The 18,059-nt window shown below is 37.8% G+C and carries 8 protein-coding genes; 4 read left to right on the forward strand and 4 right to left on the reverse strand.

Features of this window, described 5'->3' with window-relative positions:
• The 4 genes from M595_RS07710 to M595_RS07725 form a co-directional block, all read left to right on the forward strand.
• Nucleotides 1-1,284 (forward strand): alginate lyase family protein (locus M595_RS07710; protein ID WP_023065600.1); only part of this gene is annotated, 1,284 nt, incomplete at its 5' end.
• A 158-nt stretch (nt 1,285-1,442) separates the two neighbouring features.
• Nucleotides 1,443-3,872, forward strand: a complete 2,430-nt coding sequence (locus M595_RS30080; protein ID WP_023065656.1) for a class I SAM-dependent methyltransferase — start codon at nt 1,443-1,445, stop codon at nt 3,870-3,872.
• A gap of 65 nt (nt 3,873-3,937) precedes the next feature.
• A complete protein-coding gene (locus M595_RS07720) occupies nt 3,938-5,050 on the forward strand; it encodes a protein arginine N-methyltransferase (RefSeq protein ID WP_023065607.1) in 1,113 nt (370 codons plus the stop codon).
• Between the two features lie 226 nt (nt 5,051-5,276).
• A complete protein-coding gene (locus tag M595_RS07725; protein WP_023065625.1) occupies nt 5,277-6,782 on the forward strand; it encodes a sulfotransferase in 1,506 nt (501 codons plus the stop codon).
• A 50-nt stretch (nt 6,783-6,832) separates the two neighbouring features.
• On the opposite strand, the gene M595_RS07730 is transcribed toward M595_RS07725, so the two are convergent.
• From M595_RS07730 to M595_RS07745, 4 genes are all read right to left on the reverse strand, one after another.
• A complete protein-coding gene (locus tag M595_RS07730; protein ID WP_023065619.1) occupies nt 6,833-7,822 on the reverse strand; it encodes a glycosyltransferase family 2 protein in 990 nt (329 codons plus the stop codon).
• A 70-nt stretch (nt 7,823-7,892) separates the two neighbouring features.
• Nucleotides 7,893-8,528 carry a class I SAM-dependent methyltransferase gene (locus M595_RS07735; RefSeq protein ID WP_052001723.1) on the reverse strand — a complete coding sequence of 212 codons (636 nt, stop codon included), beginning with the start codon at nt 8,526-8,528 and terminating at the stop codon, nt 7,893-7,895.
• Between the two features lie 30 nt (nt 8,529-8,558).
• Complete coding sequence (locus tag M595_RS07740) at nt 8,559-14,930, reverse strand: tetratricopeptide repeat protein (protein ID WP_023065652.1); 6,372 nt, start codon at nt 14,928-14,930, stop codon at nt 8,559-8,561.
• Nucleotides 14,931-15,025: 95 nt separating this feature from the next.
• Nucleotides 15,026-17,758: a tetratricopeptide repeat protein gene (locus M595_RS07745; protein WP_023065589.1), complete on the reverse strand. Its 2,733-nt coding sequence runs from the start codon at nt 17,756-17,758 to the stop codon at nt 15,026-15,028.
• Nucleotides 17,759-18,059 lie beyond the last annotated feature (301 nt).

Here is an 18,059-nt window from a genome sequence, read left to right on the forward strand (position 1 = left end):
CTTCTTGATGATCTTCCGAATGTATTTTTAAATCAAGAATTAATTGATGCAGCTAAAAAGCGCCTTGAATCTCCAGAAAAGTATCCCTTAACTCATCGGGCTTACCGAGATATTCAAGCAAAAGCTGAGGATTTTTATGAGAACGTTTCGTTATCAGATTTTCCCGTTTATACGGGTAAAAATAGGAGTGAATATCGTTCTAGGGTATACAATGGACTGGCTCAAACTTTATATCCAGCAATCGTTTGTGCATTTGAAGATAAACAGGAATATTGTCAAAAGGCGATTGATTTTATATTAGCTTGGGCTGAAAAAAAAGGAGGAACTCAGTTAACTGAAGCCAGTCGAAGTAATCTTTCATCAGCCGGATTAGATATCAGTCGGTATTTCGCTCGGTATGCTCAGGCGTTTCAACTGGTTTCTCCCTATATGTCTGAAGAAGAAAAAGAAACCGTCAAACAGTGGTTTTTAGAACTGGGATATGAAATCAAAAAAGGTCATAAATATTGGATTAAAAATCTTGAAAGAGAAGGTGCAAATAATCATTTAAGTTGGCACAATTCAGGGATGCTTATTGCTGCTTTATATGGTGAAGATAGACGTCTGTTAGCCTACATGATGAATGGCAATCGGTGGAGTTATCAAAATCTGGTTAGAGATGCCATCTATGAACAAGATAATCCTGAAAATCTATTTCGCGTAGGTCGTGACTTTGTTCATCTTCCCACTCAAGCGAGAACAGGAGAAATTTATGATCGTCATCGTAGTCTTCCCCATCCTCCAGCCAGAGGAAATATTTATGATCGTCAAAGATGGTGGAATGAAGAAGTGAGGCAGAGAGCGGGTTTTGCGTATAGTAAATTTAATCTAGAAGCACTGATGATCACTGCTCATATGGCTCAGTTAAATGGATTAGAGTATGGTGGAAGCAAAAATTTTATAAATCTTCATAACAGGTCAATTCGTAATGCACTTCGCTTCTATGGACAATATTATATTGATTTTCCCGCAGGAAGAGCAGATTGTCGGAAGATATCAGAAATGGAGCCATCACCAAAACCATATGACGGTCAGTGTCCTATTGCGTATGAACCCTACTTTGGGGAACGCCCTAGCTATCACACTGTGTATCTTTTTGCATTAGCAAAGAAGTATTATCCCGAAGATAAAGCTTTGTATACAAAAATTCTTTCTGCTAATCGAAAAGAGTTGATTCCCGTTAGCAATTTTCATCCGTTACACGCACCAGTTAGTGTGTTTACGCTTTTCTTTGCTGAAGAATGATCATCAACGCCGAAAGTGTTCATGTACTTTTTGGGAACAAATTTATGAGAAATCGACAGGAATAGGTGTATAATCAGTTCGGCCGGAGCGATTAAGCTTAATAGACTGATATTTAATTGAGTTTAGTATTGATAACTAGAAAGAAGTAGATGAAAAAGATGACAACAGCAATAGAACAAGAACTAGAGGAAGTTAAGGTCAAATGGCAACAGACTCAAAGCGAGTTAGCTCAAACCAAGTCGGAGTTACATGATGTCAGAGAAGAGTTGACGCGCTCGCAATCTCAGTTAGATGAGGTCTTGGGGGAGTTAGAGCAAACCCACTGGGAGTTACATCAGCTTAAAGAAAAGGGAGAACAAAAGCAGTCAGAGTCGCAAGTTAAGCAGGAATTGCAGGAAACTAAGTCCAAGTTGCGGGAGACTGAGCAGTTATTAGAGCAGTCGCAGTCGCAATTAAGTCAGACAATGGAAGTATTGGAGCAATATAAGTCTCAGACAGAGCAGATGATGGAGATGTTAGAGGAGTCGCAGGAAAAATTACAGCAGCAGAAAGAGTTGCAGCAGGTTAAGGCTCAGTTAGCACAACAGCAGTCAGAACCGGCTTTAGAAGTACAGAAAAAGTTGAAGGAAACTGAAGCCCAGTTCCGACGAGAGCCTGAGCAATTGTTGGAGCAATCAGATGAACAGAATCGATTATTCAAGATACAGAATGCTGTTGTCAAACCCATTAAAATTCAAGGGGGTAAGTGGTTTGGAGGAGTTGTTTTTCCTGAGCATATGCCTGAAATATTCCGTCATCGACGTGGCGGGAGTCTAGATCAAGAAATAGTATACATGGATCAGCTAATGCAAGTTGGTCAGCATAACAATATTGACAATAATAGCCTTGATGAGAGTCAGATTAACAGTTTAAGAACTCATCGGGGTACATATATATATGGAGGCCCTTTTCATCCACACTTTGGGCACAGTTTAACGGAAAGTATTCATCGTCTTTGGGCATTTAAGACTAGCATCCATGATGGCATTGTTTTCGCTGTATCACTGCGACCAAATCTTAACCGTACTAACTACACTCCTCCTCAATGGTTTATTCAAACTTTAGAAATTCTAGAAATACCTCTAGCCAAGTGTATTTGGGTGACTAATGATTGTATTTTTGAAAATCTCATCATCCCCGAACCGGGTAGTGAGCTATCGTTAGGACTCAAGAAATGGTATCCTTTTTATCTGGAAAAGCAACAGGAGAGGATTTTGGCTCTAACAGAAAGCCGAAGAAAAGACAAGCCAGAGAAGCTTTTTCTAGGCAGAAATCATATTCCTTTTAATGGAAATCTAGCGGGTGAGAAGTATTTTGAAACTTTATTGGTGGATGAGGGTTATATTTCCTTGAAACCCGAAAATTATGACTTGCTAGAACAACTCGCTTACATAATCAGTGCAAAAAAAATTATATTTAGCGAAGGAAGTTCTATATATATTACCGAATTAATTAATGATTTAGATGCTGAAATTGCGTGTATCCCTCGAAGACCAAGTAATAAACCTTTTTATCCACATATCAGCAGTAAGACTCGAAATTATATAGTTGCCGGAAATGTTGCTGATATTCTACCTTTAGGTAATTGGGAAAAACAAGGAATCAGAAGTATTCCAATCTGTAAACACCCATCCCCAATTGTTGAATCCCTGAGAAAACATGATTTTGCCTTACTGAAAAATTGGGATGAAAATAAGTTCTTCTCTGATGAAAAGCGTGATTTTATGACCTATGTAGATGCAGTATACAATTTCTTGCCCAATCAAAATTCTGTTCATCGTGCAGGTGTTGTGGAAAAGTATTTACAGATTCGGGGTCTCACTGTAGAAAACTCAACTTCTCAAGCTTCTGAAAGTATGCCAATTAGAAGCCGTAGCGATCGCCTCAATAAGCTGGCGAGTATAAACCAGTCATGTAGGTATCTAGAAATAGGGGTTTCTAAGGGTATAACTTTCAACGCCATCAAGATCGATAATAAAGTTGCCGTCGATCCAAAGTTTGGATTTAATACGGGTCAATATGCTACTGACAAAGTGGTTTTCTTAGAAGTTTCCAGCGATGAGTTTTTCAGAAGTTATGCCAAAGAGTTGAAGTCATTTGATTTAATTTACTTGGATGGTCTCCATACTTTTGAACAGACTTTTCGAGACTTTTGTGCTTCCCTCGCTTGGGGACATTCAAAAACTATTTGGTTGATTGATGATACTTGTCCTGGAAGTTATGCTCAAGCACAACCATCAGTAAAGCGTTGCCGAGAGGTTCAGAAATTTTCCGGAGAGAAAGATAATAGTTGGATGGGTGATGTGTTTAAGGTAGTTGCTGCCATTCATGACTTTTTTCCCCAGTACAGTTTCGCTACTTTCCCCGATCACGGACAAACAGTAGTATGGAATCATCCGAGAGCAGATTTTCAGCCGAAATGGAATAACTTGAAAATTATCAGTCAACTGCAATACGCTGATTTTGTGGAACTACAAAACACATTATTCAAAAGAGAGTCATATGAAAATATTTTTGCAAGAATTAGGCACGATCTTGGTCTATCCTAAACTTGCATTTCCAAGATGAGAGTTCATAAAATCAACTTGATAAGCTGTGATAATCTTAAAATACAATGAGTTATATAAGAATAGGAAATGAATACTTACGTCAAGGTAAATTGGATGAAGCGATTGAAGCTTACCAAACCTCAATTCGACTCAATCCTAGCTTTCACTGGGCTTATTATAAGTTAGGAGATGCTTTCAAAAGAAAAGGTCAGACACAGAAAGCAGAGGAAGCTTATCAGAAAGCAAATCTGATCAAAAGTCAACTCAAAAATAATCAATTTAATACTGACATTAATTCTATAGAAAGCTATGAAAAGCAGATTCAGGAAATCTCTCAACAAAATAGTATTTTGAAAATAGAAATAGAGGAAATAAAATGGATGTTATCTCAAATCGTAAATATTTCACTGAGTCAACTTTCGGTTTCTTTTGATATTTCAAAAAAACAGGATAGAGTTTTATCGAATCAGATTCTGGTAGAGTTTTTCCTGGATGCTGCAAAACTCTTAAGACCTAATTATTTTTTTGACATTGGTTCTCGTGATGGGAGTGCGAGTATCGCAGTCAAAAAAGCAGTTCATACAGTCAAGTGTTATGCTTTTGAAGGGAATATCAACAATTATGAAACTTTTAAAGATAAGGAAGAGTTAGAGCAACTATCTATTGATTATAGATATCTAGCGGTGACTAATTATAATGGGACTACTGATTTTCATATTCCTACGGAGATTGATGGAAATAAACTACCTAAAAACATAGGAAATGCTTCAGTAATGATTAGAGAAACAAAAGATTGTCAATATCAAACGACCAGAGTTAATTGTACAAAACTTGATGATTTTTGTCTGAAAAACAACATTGAATTAGATGAAAATCAAAACTTAGCACTATGGATTGACGTTGAGGGAGCAGCATTACAAGTTCTTGAAGGTGCTAAAAAGTGTCTGGCTCAAACCTCATTAATATTAATAGAAGTTGAAGAATATCAATACTGGAATAATTCGGCACTGGCAGATCGGATAATTAATGAACTTATTTTCAATAATTTTATTCCTGTTACTAGAGATTTTGAACGGTTAATGCAATATAATTTACTCTTTGTCCACTCCAAATACTTGAATCCGTGTAAAGGACTAATCTATAAATATTTTAGTAAATTTAAGAGATCGCCAATTTGATTAATGTTTGGGTAATGATGCCGCCATGAATTTAATCATAAAATTAGATATTTTTAAAGCTGACTTTAAATTGCGAGCCAAAAAACCTTATGAATGATATTATATAGAATTAGGCTATAGAAGTAACCAGTATTTTAGAGTGATTCTAAACTTAGTTGTATTACAGTGAAAATTAAAACGGTCGGTATTAATTTCTGTTCTCCTATTAATAAATTAATCAAAATAAATGAGTGAAAACGGTAGAGTTGAAATTTTAGAGATCCATCGTGCCGAAGTTGATACAGAGGCATTATGGGGTTTTGCCATAGACCAACCTAAACAAAGAAGCAAAACTAATACCTATACAATTTACGTTGCAGGTTGGATACTGGGTAAACAGTCCAAAGTCATAGAAGTCGAGTTACTCGATAGTGGCAGACCTCTGCGTAAAGCCATTGTTGGTCGAAGTCGTCCGGATGTAGCTAAACAGTATCCACAAGTCTCTGAGGCTGCAAACTCTGGTTTTCAAATAGAAGTAGGGGTTATTGGACTACCACTAGAGGGTGAGTTAAGTATACAAGCTATATTTGAAAATCAAAGTTCTGTTGCAGTGGGAGTAATCAAATATCGTCGTCAGCGACTACACTCAAACTATAAATCTAGGGTGCAACCTTTATTAATGACCTCTTCTGGGCGATCAGGAAGCACTTGGATTATGCGGTTACTTTCACATCACCCAAAAATTGTTACCAGTCAAATTCACCCGTATGAAATTCGAGTATCTCAGTATTGGATGCAAATGTTAGCTATTCTTTCACAACCGCATAACCCAGTTGATTTTCCTCCTGACTACTTTTATAATGAGTTTCGTTGCACAGGGCAAAATCCCTATCACAACTACAATATTAGTCATTGTTTAGATTCTTCGTGGCTAGGAAGGGAATACATAGAAAATTTAGCAGATTTTTGTCGTCAAAATATAGATAACTTCTATGAAGATATAGCTACTCAACAAGGCAAAGCGTTGACCCAAACATCAGATAGTAGCTCTAATTGTTACTTTGTAGAAAAATTTCTCCTGAAATTAAATAGAACAGTATTGCTTGAACTTTATCCCCAAGCACGAGAAATAATCTTAGTTCGTGACTTTCGTGATATGGCTTGCTCAATAACAGCTTTCAATACAAAGAGAGGATATGTTGATTTTGGTCGTCAACGGTTTAAGAGCGATCGCGAATATATTCAAAAAGGAGTTAGATCTGCTGCTCATAACATACTTCAGTTATGGAAACAAAGAAAAGAACAAGCACATCTAGTACGCTATGAAGATTTAATTTTAGCTCCTCAAGAAACTTTAAGTTCTATTTTTGAGTATTTGAATCTAGACAATAGCAGTTCAACTATTTCTAAAATTTTGGAAAAAGCGTCTGAAGATACACCTCAGTTGAAAAGACATCGCACTTCTGCTAACCCTCAAGAATCAATTGGACGTTGGCGACATGACTTAGAACCATCTCTACAAGATTTATGTACTGAAGTTTGCAAAGAAGCTTTACAAGAATTTGGTTATAGTCTCAGTGGAGAAGAAAAACCATCTCCTTTGCCAAAAACTATCAAGCCTCAAATTGAAACTGAAGCCTCATTAACACCAACTCGTTCTAATGTAATGAATCAAACCGAATCAGCACGAAAATATCTAAAGCAAATCAAGTCTCAGCTTCAAAATATCAAAAATTCTCTAGAACAGTGTTAGAATTCTATTCTATAATTTGTTTTAAAATGGTTGATAGTTTTGACTGTAAATTATGGAGTCCTGTTGAACTGAGCAGATAGTTTTTGATGGACGACTTCTGGAGGAGCAGAACAGTATAACTCCTCCTGATTTTCTCTAATCAATAAAAATCCCGAGTATCTATCGTGATACCACGGATTGTTAGTTGTTTCTCCGAGAGATTTTTTAACTGTAAGGTATTCAGAATCAGCATAGTCCCAGGTTAAGTGATATGATTTTGAGTTGAGGGTAAGCACTGACTTTTTATGTTTGTAGAGTTTTCCATAGTCATAAGCAGAGCGATCGTGAAAGAAAATGTTGTGTTTTTTTCTAAAATCAATAAAATCTTTCCAATCTGAGTTTCTAAATGTTTTTAACACCCATCCAGCAATACATTCTTGATAGAAACTGTTTTTAGATTGTATAGGTATTGTTTGGGCTTTTTCCCTTTGCTTTGGAGGAGCATTATCGTAATATAGTGGTGTACTCACAGAAAAAACTTCCGGACATTGATTGAGAATAGTAATCTGTTCATCCAGCCAACTTTTATCAGGAATCAAGTCTCCATCTGTGACCGTTATAAATGGATAGTTAAGGTCTAGTAGATTACTATCAAAAGTAATTTCAAAAGCATTAGCTCCTATGTTTTCATTAAAAATAAAATGATTTTTAATTAAACCTTTATCTCTATATTTATCTACAACTTTTCTAATAGCATCAGAATTCATACTACGATTTTCTATAACACTTATATCCATTCTATCTCTTTCTAAAAATAAACTTTCTAAACAGCGTTCCAAAATTTCACTAAAATAAAATGTCAAGAGTATACAATGAACTATCTTATTAGTCGTCGGGATTTCTACTTGATCAAGTTTATGAGATGTAAAAATTGATAAATATTTTAATTTGATCTGAATTTCTTGTAAATATTTTTTATAGTGCTGTGTAGACTTAGCATAATCCTCCAACTCTAATTTAATAGCTTGAATATCCTGTGCTGATTTTTCTGATTCTAACATGGCTAATTTTGTTTAATATTGATGAAAGATGATAGTAATTAAACCGAAAAATATTTTAGAAAAGCATTATTTAGTGACCCGATCTCACATAACTTAGATAAGACTTATCTAGTAACTTTTTATAAGATAAAATACGAGACTCAGAACGAGTATTGCCTCGTGTAGCTTCTACGATCCAAACATTTGGGTATCCTTGAGCTATAGTGTATTTTCCATGACGTTCAAGATTGGATAATTGTGGATGCTTACTTTTTCCATATTCACAAAACTCAATCTTTTGCCATCCCAAATTTTCTAACAACGAAGCAAGCATTTCTTTAGAGTAGAGGAACTGATGACCCCATCCATGAAAAGCTCTATTCATTGCAAAAGTTGAAGAAATTCGCTGATCTCGATTAGACTCAGAAAGATTAAAATGCGTAGATAAAACCCACTCTAGAGAGGGAGTAGAGAGTCGAATTACTCCATCGGGCTTGAGACTATTCCATGAATGATTTAAAAAAGCAACGGCACCCTCTAAAGAAAGATGTTCTAGAAAATGTTCTCCGTAAATATACTTCAATCCTTCAAAGGGCCAGGGTTGGGTGACATCCATCACTTGATCAATGCCCGGGAAGGGTCGTATGTCTACATTCCACCAATCAGGTAAAATATTATGGGGGCCGCATCCAACCTGCACTCTACAAATTGTTTCAATAGATTTCATATTGAGAGAATTTATGTGAACATTATTAACTTATTGTTGATGTTGCGAAACTAGAGAGTTCTCATCTGTTAGAGTTTTCAAGTTAGTCTTTTTTTCAAGCATATTTTGAACATTCAACTCTTCAATAACCTTTAACATCTCATCAACACGCTGTTCAAACGAGTGATTTTCTCTAACATATTTTGCTAATTCTAACTGATTAGAAGTCTGATGATGACTATTTTGCAAACATTCTTTGACTTTGCTGACTAACTCTTTCGCCTCCCGATAAACTGTAATTTTGTCTCCAAACACTATCTCCAACCCCGGAACTTCATCAGAGATAATCATAGCACCACAAGCGCCCGCATCAAACAAACGATTGGAAATAAATCCTTTTTCTCGCATCGTATCCCAATGATCATTTAAGAGTACCCCACAGCGGGTGTAATAGCGCCGCAAAATTTCATTGGGGATGTACTCTCCTTTGAGATATCCGGGGGGAAGTAAAGGTTCCCAGTTGGTGCCGTAAACATCAACTTTTAACCCGCTTTCTACCGCATCTTTGACGATTTGGCGATAGACTTTGCGAGAATTTCCAACAAACAAAATCTCTCCGACTTCTTCATCGCCCGTTTCATCGGGATAGAATAATTCAGGATCGGTACATTGTAATAAAGTTTGAACCGGAACTTTGACCTTTTTATGCAATTCTTCTGCATAGGAATAGGAGGCTACAAAAACATGGTCATACTGCTCATATTCTTCTAAAGATACTTTATCGGGATGACTAATATTCCACATCAAATTAATCTGATCAGGTTTGGGTTGATATTGACTCAATCCCCGAATAACAAGGGCGACATCATCCCCATAACTTTGAGAATTTTCCCACTCTGATAAAATATCAATTCGCACTGAATGTCCCTGACGTTCAAAAGCTCGTTTCAAGGCTTTAGCAAAGTGATAATCGCCCCACTCATTCGCCTGTTTCCACTCCGGTACCCCGATTTTAATTCCAATGCGATACTTGAGCGTCATTTTCTCTCGCAAGTTGGTAAAAACCGTTTGGGCGCGATGGTTATAAGTATGTTTTTCTCGAATAATTTGCTGCAACTGTTCGACTCGCTGACGCCGCAAAGATTCGTCTGTTAAATAGGTCCATAAAACCTGTTCTAAAGACTCAGCAGAATCATAAGTGGGTAACAACCCATCAAACGCTTCTTGATTTCCTAATTTACCATTTGTTACGACTAACGCCCCCGCTGCGATCGCATCAAATACCCGAGAATTTGTGGAACCCCACTCTTTTGTCACCGCATTCGCATCATCAATGACAATTTTTGTAGAAGCATAAACCTGGGGTAACTTCGTGTAAGATATTGCCCCCCGATTAAATTTTTCAAACTTACTAAACTGCTCCCAATTATGCCCGTAGAGCGCAAACTCAAACGGCAGATTTTCCGGGTTTAAGTAGTTGATAATCTCTCGGGGAGAGTTCCAAAAACTGCCCGTAAAACAGTAGTCTGACTTCAAATCAGGATTGTATTCTGCCTGCTGATAAAATCGTTCTAAGTTCGTGGCAATCCGCAGTAAAGTTACAGGTTTAGATAACTTTTGGGAAACATAATCGGCAGCTTTTTGAGAGGAACACCAGAAACAATCATAATGTTGTGCTGACTCACTAGAAGCCCAAACTTCAAACCAATTTCGCGCCCAAGCCACCTTAACGAGTGTGGGTTTAGCATTTTCAATTAAGCGTAAATCATACTCATGGCGCATCACCACAATCACATCTAATTGATGTAAATTGTACCACTGTGGCCCTTCGGATAAATAGAAGACTTCCCATCCATATTCTTGAACGAGTTGTTCACCTAACTCTACTGCGGTAAAATAATCGCCTGCTGCGGCTTCTAAATCTGCATCAGTAACTACAAACCCAATTCGCAAAGGATGGGAAGTCCAGTACATTCCTTTTTCAAAGAAATCTTGGAGATGACGGCGACGAACATAGTAGCCAAAACGTTTTTCTAATATATCTTTATTGTTAACCAGTCGTTTTTGAAAGGACTCGGAAGGCTTCCCACTAAATCGAGAAAAACCTCGATGATGAAATGCGGTTAAATGATTCGCACAAATAATTTCACGACCTAATTTTTGTCCAAAATCTAAACATAAATCTACATCTTCATAACCGTAGAAATATTCCTCACAAAAGCCTTTGGCTTCGAGAAAATCTTGGCGGCGACACATCATTAACGCACCCGTTACCACCGGAACTCGCCAAGGAACCGACTGAAAACTTAACATCTGCGGTGCATATCGCACTTCAAAAGGATAGAAGGGTTCAAATTGAGTATAGAAATTAAACTGAACCCCCAAATGTTGAGTGGGAGGTTGAGCAAGCGATTGCTCTGATACAATATCTAATAGCTTCACCCCGACTATTCCTATGGTTTCATCCCGCATCAAATCTACCAATCCGGGAATAATATCTTGACACAGGGTAATATCATTATTCATAAATAGGAGTAGGGGTGCTGTTGTTTGATTAACTCCTAAATTATTAGACTCGGAGAACGAATAATTTTCTCCTCTGGGGATCAGTTTAATCGGTAACTGTTTTGACCATTGCTGACACACCGATACACTCTCATCGGTTGAACCATGATCGATAACAATCAGTTCAATATCTTGATAGGAATTGTACAGCAAGAATGACTCAAATAAATTCTCAAGTAGTTTAGCCCCGTTGAGATTTAAAATAACAATTCCCACCAAAGGTTTTGTAGAAGCTGGCAAATTTAAAGGGGGTCGATAAACCAGTTGGTTCGCCACCGAAACTTTACTTTTTTGAGAACTTTGATGTTTCTTTCCATCGGTTCCAACTAAAACTTTAACCGGAGATTTTTTCAGATGTTGACCCGTTTCACTAATTTTAACGCTGACTTCTACCAAACCATCACTATTCAGCGAAGGCGGGATTTTCAGTTCAAATTTGTGACATCCATGAGTTTGAAAAGCATCTGCTAAATCCTGACGAAACTTATTAGCCGGATAAATTCCGATTAAATTATTACCGACGAAAACATCCACAAATATGACTTTATCGGGGTTAGATTTTTGGCGTACCCATCCATAGACAAACTCACTAGAAACCGCATCTAAACAGCCTTCATAATCGGTTTCGGGTGCTGTTAACTCATTTTTACGATGGAGATAAGCCGCATCCGCAGCAGCTTGTTTTATGCGAGTTTCTTCGAGTCTTTTAATTGCTTTTGTAAATTTTGGATTCAGTTCAACTGCTTTCTGATATGAACGAATTGCCTGCTTAAGTTTTCCCGTTTGTTCGAGTGCTTCTGCCAAATTATAATGATAATTGGCATAATTTGGGTCTAATTCTATGGCTTTTTGATAAGAGGCGATCGCTTCTTTCCAGAGTCTTAATTTCGCCTGGGCTTCTCCCAAATGATTATAGATTCTGGGGGATTGATCGTACAAGTCTAGGGCTTTTGTATATTCTACAATTGCCTGATTCCATCGTTGAACGACGGCTAAAGCTGCGCCCAAATGATGATGTAGATCGGCGGAATCTGGAGACAATTGAACAGCAGTAAAATAGGCTTCTATTGCCTCATTAATACTCCCTTTTTTCTGAAGCAATTGTCCTAACTTCTTATATAAATCAAAACCGTTAGGATTCTTTTCAACTTCTTGACGATATTTTAAAATTGCATCATCTAGAAGTTCTAATGCTTCATAATCTTGAGAAGTAATTGCTGTCAACAATTGGGGAGCATTAGGAGATAGAGGATTTATCTGATTTTTTTTTTTCAAAACCTCCTCTAGCTGTTGAGCAATTGATGTATCCTCCGGTTCTAATTGTTGTGCCATCTGATAGAATACAATTGCCCCATCTAACTGATTAAATCGGACTAAAGTATCGGCTAACTGACAGTATAATTGAGCATCATCGGGTTTAATTTCTAACGCCTTGTGATAGATGGCAACGTGATCGGGATTTTGCTGAATAACTTGGCGATAATAACCCAACGCTTCGTTTAAGTCTATCATCGCCCGTTCCCGCAACGCATCGGCTAATTTTTCTTCTATTGCGGGTAAGTCTGACTGCAATTTTTGGGCGTTTCTATAGGCAACAACGGCTTCTTCCCAGTTTTCTAACTTAACCAATACTTCGCCTAAATTGTAGTGTGACCAGGGAAATTCGGCGTTTAATTGAGTGGCTTTACGATAGGAAATAACGGCTTCTTGCCAACGTTCCAACTTAACGAGTGCATCGGCTAAACTGTTGTGTGACCAAGAAAAATCCGGGTTTAATTCTATCGCTTTCTGATAAAATTCTATCGCTTCTTCCCACCGTTCTAACTTGAATAAAACATCGGCTAATCCGTTATGAACCCACCACACATCTGCTTTTAATTCGATTGCCCGATGATAAGCCGAAATCGCTTCTTCAAATTGTTCTTTATCCCGTAATAAATTAGCGAGTTTCTGATAGGCTTCTCCGAAATTAGCATCGAGTTCAGTTGCTTTTTGATAACAGTTAATCGCTTCTTCTGTTTCTCCCGCTTGTACGAGGGCATCGGCTAAATATTTATAGGCTTCTGCATCTGCATTTTCGTCTAATTCCATTGCCTGACGCAACACAGAAGCCGCTTCTTGCCATTGTTCTTGTTGGGCTAATACTTTTCCTAAACTGTAGTAAGAGGCGGCAAAATTGGGATTGAGTTGAATCGCTTTCTGGTAGGCTGCTACTGCTTCTTTTAACTGCCATTGTTGCTTAAAAATCTCCCCAACTTGATGATAAGCTAAAGCATTATTGGGGTTTAACTCTAACAGTTTTTTATAGATTTCAAGCGCTTCTTGAGACTGTTCCTGTTGAGCTAATAGTTGAGCTAAACTCTGATAAAATTTAGGTTGTTTGGGTGCAACTTCTATCGCCTTGCGGTAAGATTGTAGGGCGTTAACAGCATCTCCTTGTATGCGTTGAATTTCACCAATTCCGTGATAAGCCCCTGCTAAGTTGGAGTTTAATTGCAAAGCATGACGATAACAAGTCATTGCCGCTTGCAATTGCCCTTGCTGTAGACGAGTATTTCCCAGTTTCAGATGATCTTCTGCGGAGGCTTTTTCGGGTTCTAACTCGTAGGCTTTTTCTAAACAGTGAGAGGCTTTTTGATGATCTCCTATGTCCGTAAATATTTTGGCAACGTTGCGATAAGCCCCAGCAAAATCAGGTTTTTGAGTAATCGCTTGTTGATAGTAAGAAATGGCTTTTTCTAAGCGTTCCTGTTGGGCGTATAAACTCCCTAAATTAGCATGAACTTCGGGATAATTGGGTTGAATGACTAAGGCTTTTTCATAGGAACGAATCGCCGCTGAAATCTCCCCCAACAGATGTAAAGCATTGCCTTGAATTTTATAAGCAACGGCTAAATTGGGCTGAATTTTTAACACTTGTTGACAAGTATTAATTGCGGCTTCCCATTTATGAATTGCACAAAATGCTGTGGCTTTTGCGATTAATTCTTCGGGTTGAGGCGATTTGGATTTTAAAGGAGGCTGAACGGAATTTGCAGTACCATTTTGAGTTGAACTTACTGCTGCGGCTAAGGTATCTTCGGGGGAAATTTCTTGGGGTTTCTGGGCGGGGGTTAAGGTATCGGCTGGCGTGTTAAATACTGTAGGTTGTTGTTGATTGGGTTGTACATTTTGTTGTAGATTTGGTGAGGAATTTAGTTCAATTGCCTTACGATAATAGGGCGTTGCCTCGCGCATATTCCCCTGTTTTTTCAACGCATCTGCTAAACTTTGATAAGCACCGGATAGATTGGGATCACTCGAAATTGCATTCCGGTAACAGGTGATCGATTCTTCGATTTGCCCCTGCTGTTTTAAGGTATCTGCTAGTTTTAAATGTTCAGTTGCCGTTACGTGTTGCGGTTCTAGAGTATACGCTTTATACAAACATTGATTCACCTTTTGCGGTTGATTGAGTTGTGTCCAAACTCGTGCTACATTACGGTAAGCTCCGGCAAAATCGGGCTTGATTGTGATTGCTTTTTGATAACATTCTAGAGCCTGTTGCCACTGTTGAGCTTGAGCGTGGATGCTCCCAATATTTGCGTGAACTTCTGCCCAATTCGGCTGCAACTGTAACGCCTGAGTATAATAACGTTGCGCTTCTTCTAACTGACCTTGACGCAACAACACATCCCCAATTAACTTATACCCTGGGGCGTGTTTTGGCTGAATTTTCAACAGTTGCTCGGCTGCTTTGCGGGCATCCTCAAATTGACTTTGCTTCAAGTAGGCTTCAGCCTGTTGCTGTAGGAAAGCAACGCTTTTACGCAGGATATCTTCGGCTCGCATCGGTTGATTTTGTTTAGACACATTCATGGGAATTCCCCACAGTTTATTGTAGTATTTTTGATGTCACAAATAAAAAAATATTTTTTTACTCTGTGTAGATGTACCCTCGCCCCTCTTTTGGGTTAATCCTTGAGTCCAATTTGCTGAATTAACCGCTTGAGAGTGCTGATATTCACCCAAATATCTTCAATTAGCGGGTTCGGATACATCAGACTCCGAATGGGATAACAAACAAATCCAACTCCTGTTAACGAGTAATGTTCCAACCCCAGATATTGACTAATGACCCGATAATAATATCGTTCGTAATGGGGTGATATAAATTCTATCACTTTAACTTCTTTACTACAAAAAATCATATTTGTCAAACCGCTGCCATGAGCCGCAACAATCACTTTCGCCTGGGCAAACAAATGAACTTGCTCAGAAAATGACATCGACTCCAAAAAAACTTCTACAAACCCCAACGGCTGTAACACCTCCATCACTTCAGTTTCATTCATCACTTGTCGGTGTCTCGCCTTCGCCCGACTGATGTAAATTCGTTCCGGATTTTTGGCTTTTTTCTGAACGGTTAACGGCAAAAATGTGTCTCGTAGAAAGTCAATTGCCCAGGGATGTAACCACCCCAAATATCCGGCAAATGAAGGTACAATTAACTGTTCGGCTTGAATATAACAATTGCGATCACTTTCTAAGATTTTTTCAGGGGGTATTCCCAATAGATTTAACGTTTCTCGCTGAAAGGAAAGTTGATAACTATTCACCAAAAACCAGTCAATCTCCTCTGATTTTATCTGGCTTTGACGCAAGAGTTCAATCCGAGGTAAAACATCAACCATCCAATGAAAATAAATATGCCCTGAGAGTCCAGATAATACTGCAACCGATCCTTTTACTAATTTTATGGGTGGTAACTTTTCCTGTTGAAAAATTTGATGATTCTGAGGATTATACCTTTGACATCCCGGAAGTTCACCCGGATATTCCCGAGAAACATCCGCTAATAATTGGTTATCGGGTGTAAGAATAGCGATAGCTTTACACACCATCCAATAATTTTCTTGAGGAACAATCCAAGCCCGTCCATTGGGTATAACAGCAACAAAGGTTTCAAAATCAGGAATTGGAACCTTTTTTTCGGGTGAATTTCTATAAATTCCTTGTCCTAAATGAATTAATTCTAACTGTTGAAAAATCTGCTTTAAACAGGGTTGACATTCCAAACCTCCACAGTCTTTTGGCGAAGCGGAGGGGATGGGGAGATGAGGAGAGGGGGAAGAAACTGTTCTCTGTTCTTTGAAAAGACTGCTAACAGCCAACTGTTTTTCTAGCCATTTTTTTGTAGACAAACAAACCTGTCGAGGCGGTTGTTGGTGCGGTGGAATTTCCTCACAGGAATCCGGGAGTTTAGTGATTAGATTGGCGGTATAAGTTTGACTTGTATGCAACACTTTGGTATAATAATTAATCGCTGTTTCCCAATGGTTTTGTTTTTCAGCAATATAGCCTAAAAGTATATCAAGTTCGGCAACAAACTGATGAGTTTTATCACATCTTGCTTGGGCTAAATGACAAATTGCGATCGCTAGATTCCACTGTTTTTGTTGAATCAAACAATAAGCTAACCGCCAGTAGATTTCAACTCGCTGCGGCTGAATTTGTAAGGCATTCTGATAATGTCTTGCGGCTTGATCAAATTTACCATATTGCGTTAAAGCATTTCCTAAATGCACGTTAAACTGAATTAAATTATCATAGAGGTCTAGAGACTTCTTAGACGGATTGGATGCGCTAAAGTTCCCGGAATTAAAGTTAATTTTTTGTAAACTGCGGAGGAAACGAACACAAGCATTTTTGGCGAGTTGCCATTCATCTGTTTCGGTTTCTAAAATCGGCATAGACTCCAACCGACGACAATAGGCTTCTACAAATTTAGGATCTAAAGCAATTGCTTTTTGATAGTAAACCATCGCCTGATCAAATTGACCTTGTTTTTGGAGAGAATAACCGCAGTCACTATAGGCGAGAATATTTTCGGGAGTTTGTTCGATAGCTTTTTGAAAATAATCAACGGCTATTTTATAATGATTATGCTGTTGGTAAAGTTTTGCTAAATTGAGGTAAGCTATCGTTAAACTGGGTTGAAGTTCTAGGGCGCGATGATAAGCTTTAATCGCTTGACCTTTTTTTTCGAGTGCAAGCCAAGCCTGACCTAGATTATTATAAAGTATTGCCCATTCTGGTTTTTGAGTAATTGCTTTTTGGAAAATTTCAACAGCTTCTAAAAATTGTTTTTTCTCAATTAGTAGACAGCCTAAACTATTGTAAGCTTCTATATAGCTTGAATCAATATTAATCGCTTTTTTAAGGAGTTCAATAGCCCGATAAACTTGAGATTGACTATTAAAAACCAGGGCTAAACCCAGATAAGCTTTAACAAATTTAGGGTTTTTTGTAATTACTTTTTTATAGATCGTAATGGATGAGGTAAAATTTCCTTGTTGATATAAAGCTTCTCCGAGATGGTAATATAGATCTATCCAGTTTGTTTGGAGTTGAATCGCTGTTTGATAAAGTAGCACTGCATCGTCAATCCATCCAGCATTGCGATAAAGTTGGGCAAGATGAGCATAAGCTACCGCATCGTCGGGTTGGAGTTCAATAGCTTTTGCATAGGCTAAAGCAGCTTCAGTTAACTGTTCTTGAACTTCCCGGATATTGCCTAAAATTCGATAGGCAACTGCACAACGGGGAGATTGACGGAGAACTTGTTGACAAATTTCTATAGAACTCTCAATTTTTCCCTGTTCTAAATGGGAAAGAGCAAGTTGAAGTTGTAGTTCAATCTTCATTTTTAACCCTAGACGAATAATAAACAGGTTCTTGGAGACTTAATAAATATCAACTTAGGAGGGTTTTTTCCGGATCAAATAAATTGTACCATTTTCAATCAATTCATCAATTCTGAATTCACTGCCTTTGAATCGTAAAGAATCATAAAAAAATATAAATTTTATATAAATCAAGTTTTTCAATTCACTAAAAATAATATACTATATAAGCAATAAAACAACTAAAACTTCAAAAAAAAATTAAGTTTAGTTTAAATTAATAAAATGAAAATTTATGATTAAAATCATCTCTTACCTCCAT

This window comes from Lyngbya aestuarii BL J (assembly GCF_000478195.2).
Lineage (GTDB): Bacteria > Cyanobacteriota > Cyanobacteriia > Cyanobacteriales > Microcoleaceae > Capilliphycus > Capilliphycus aestuarii.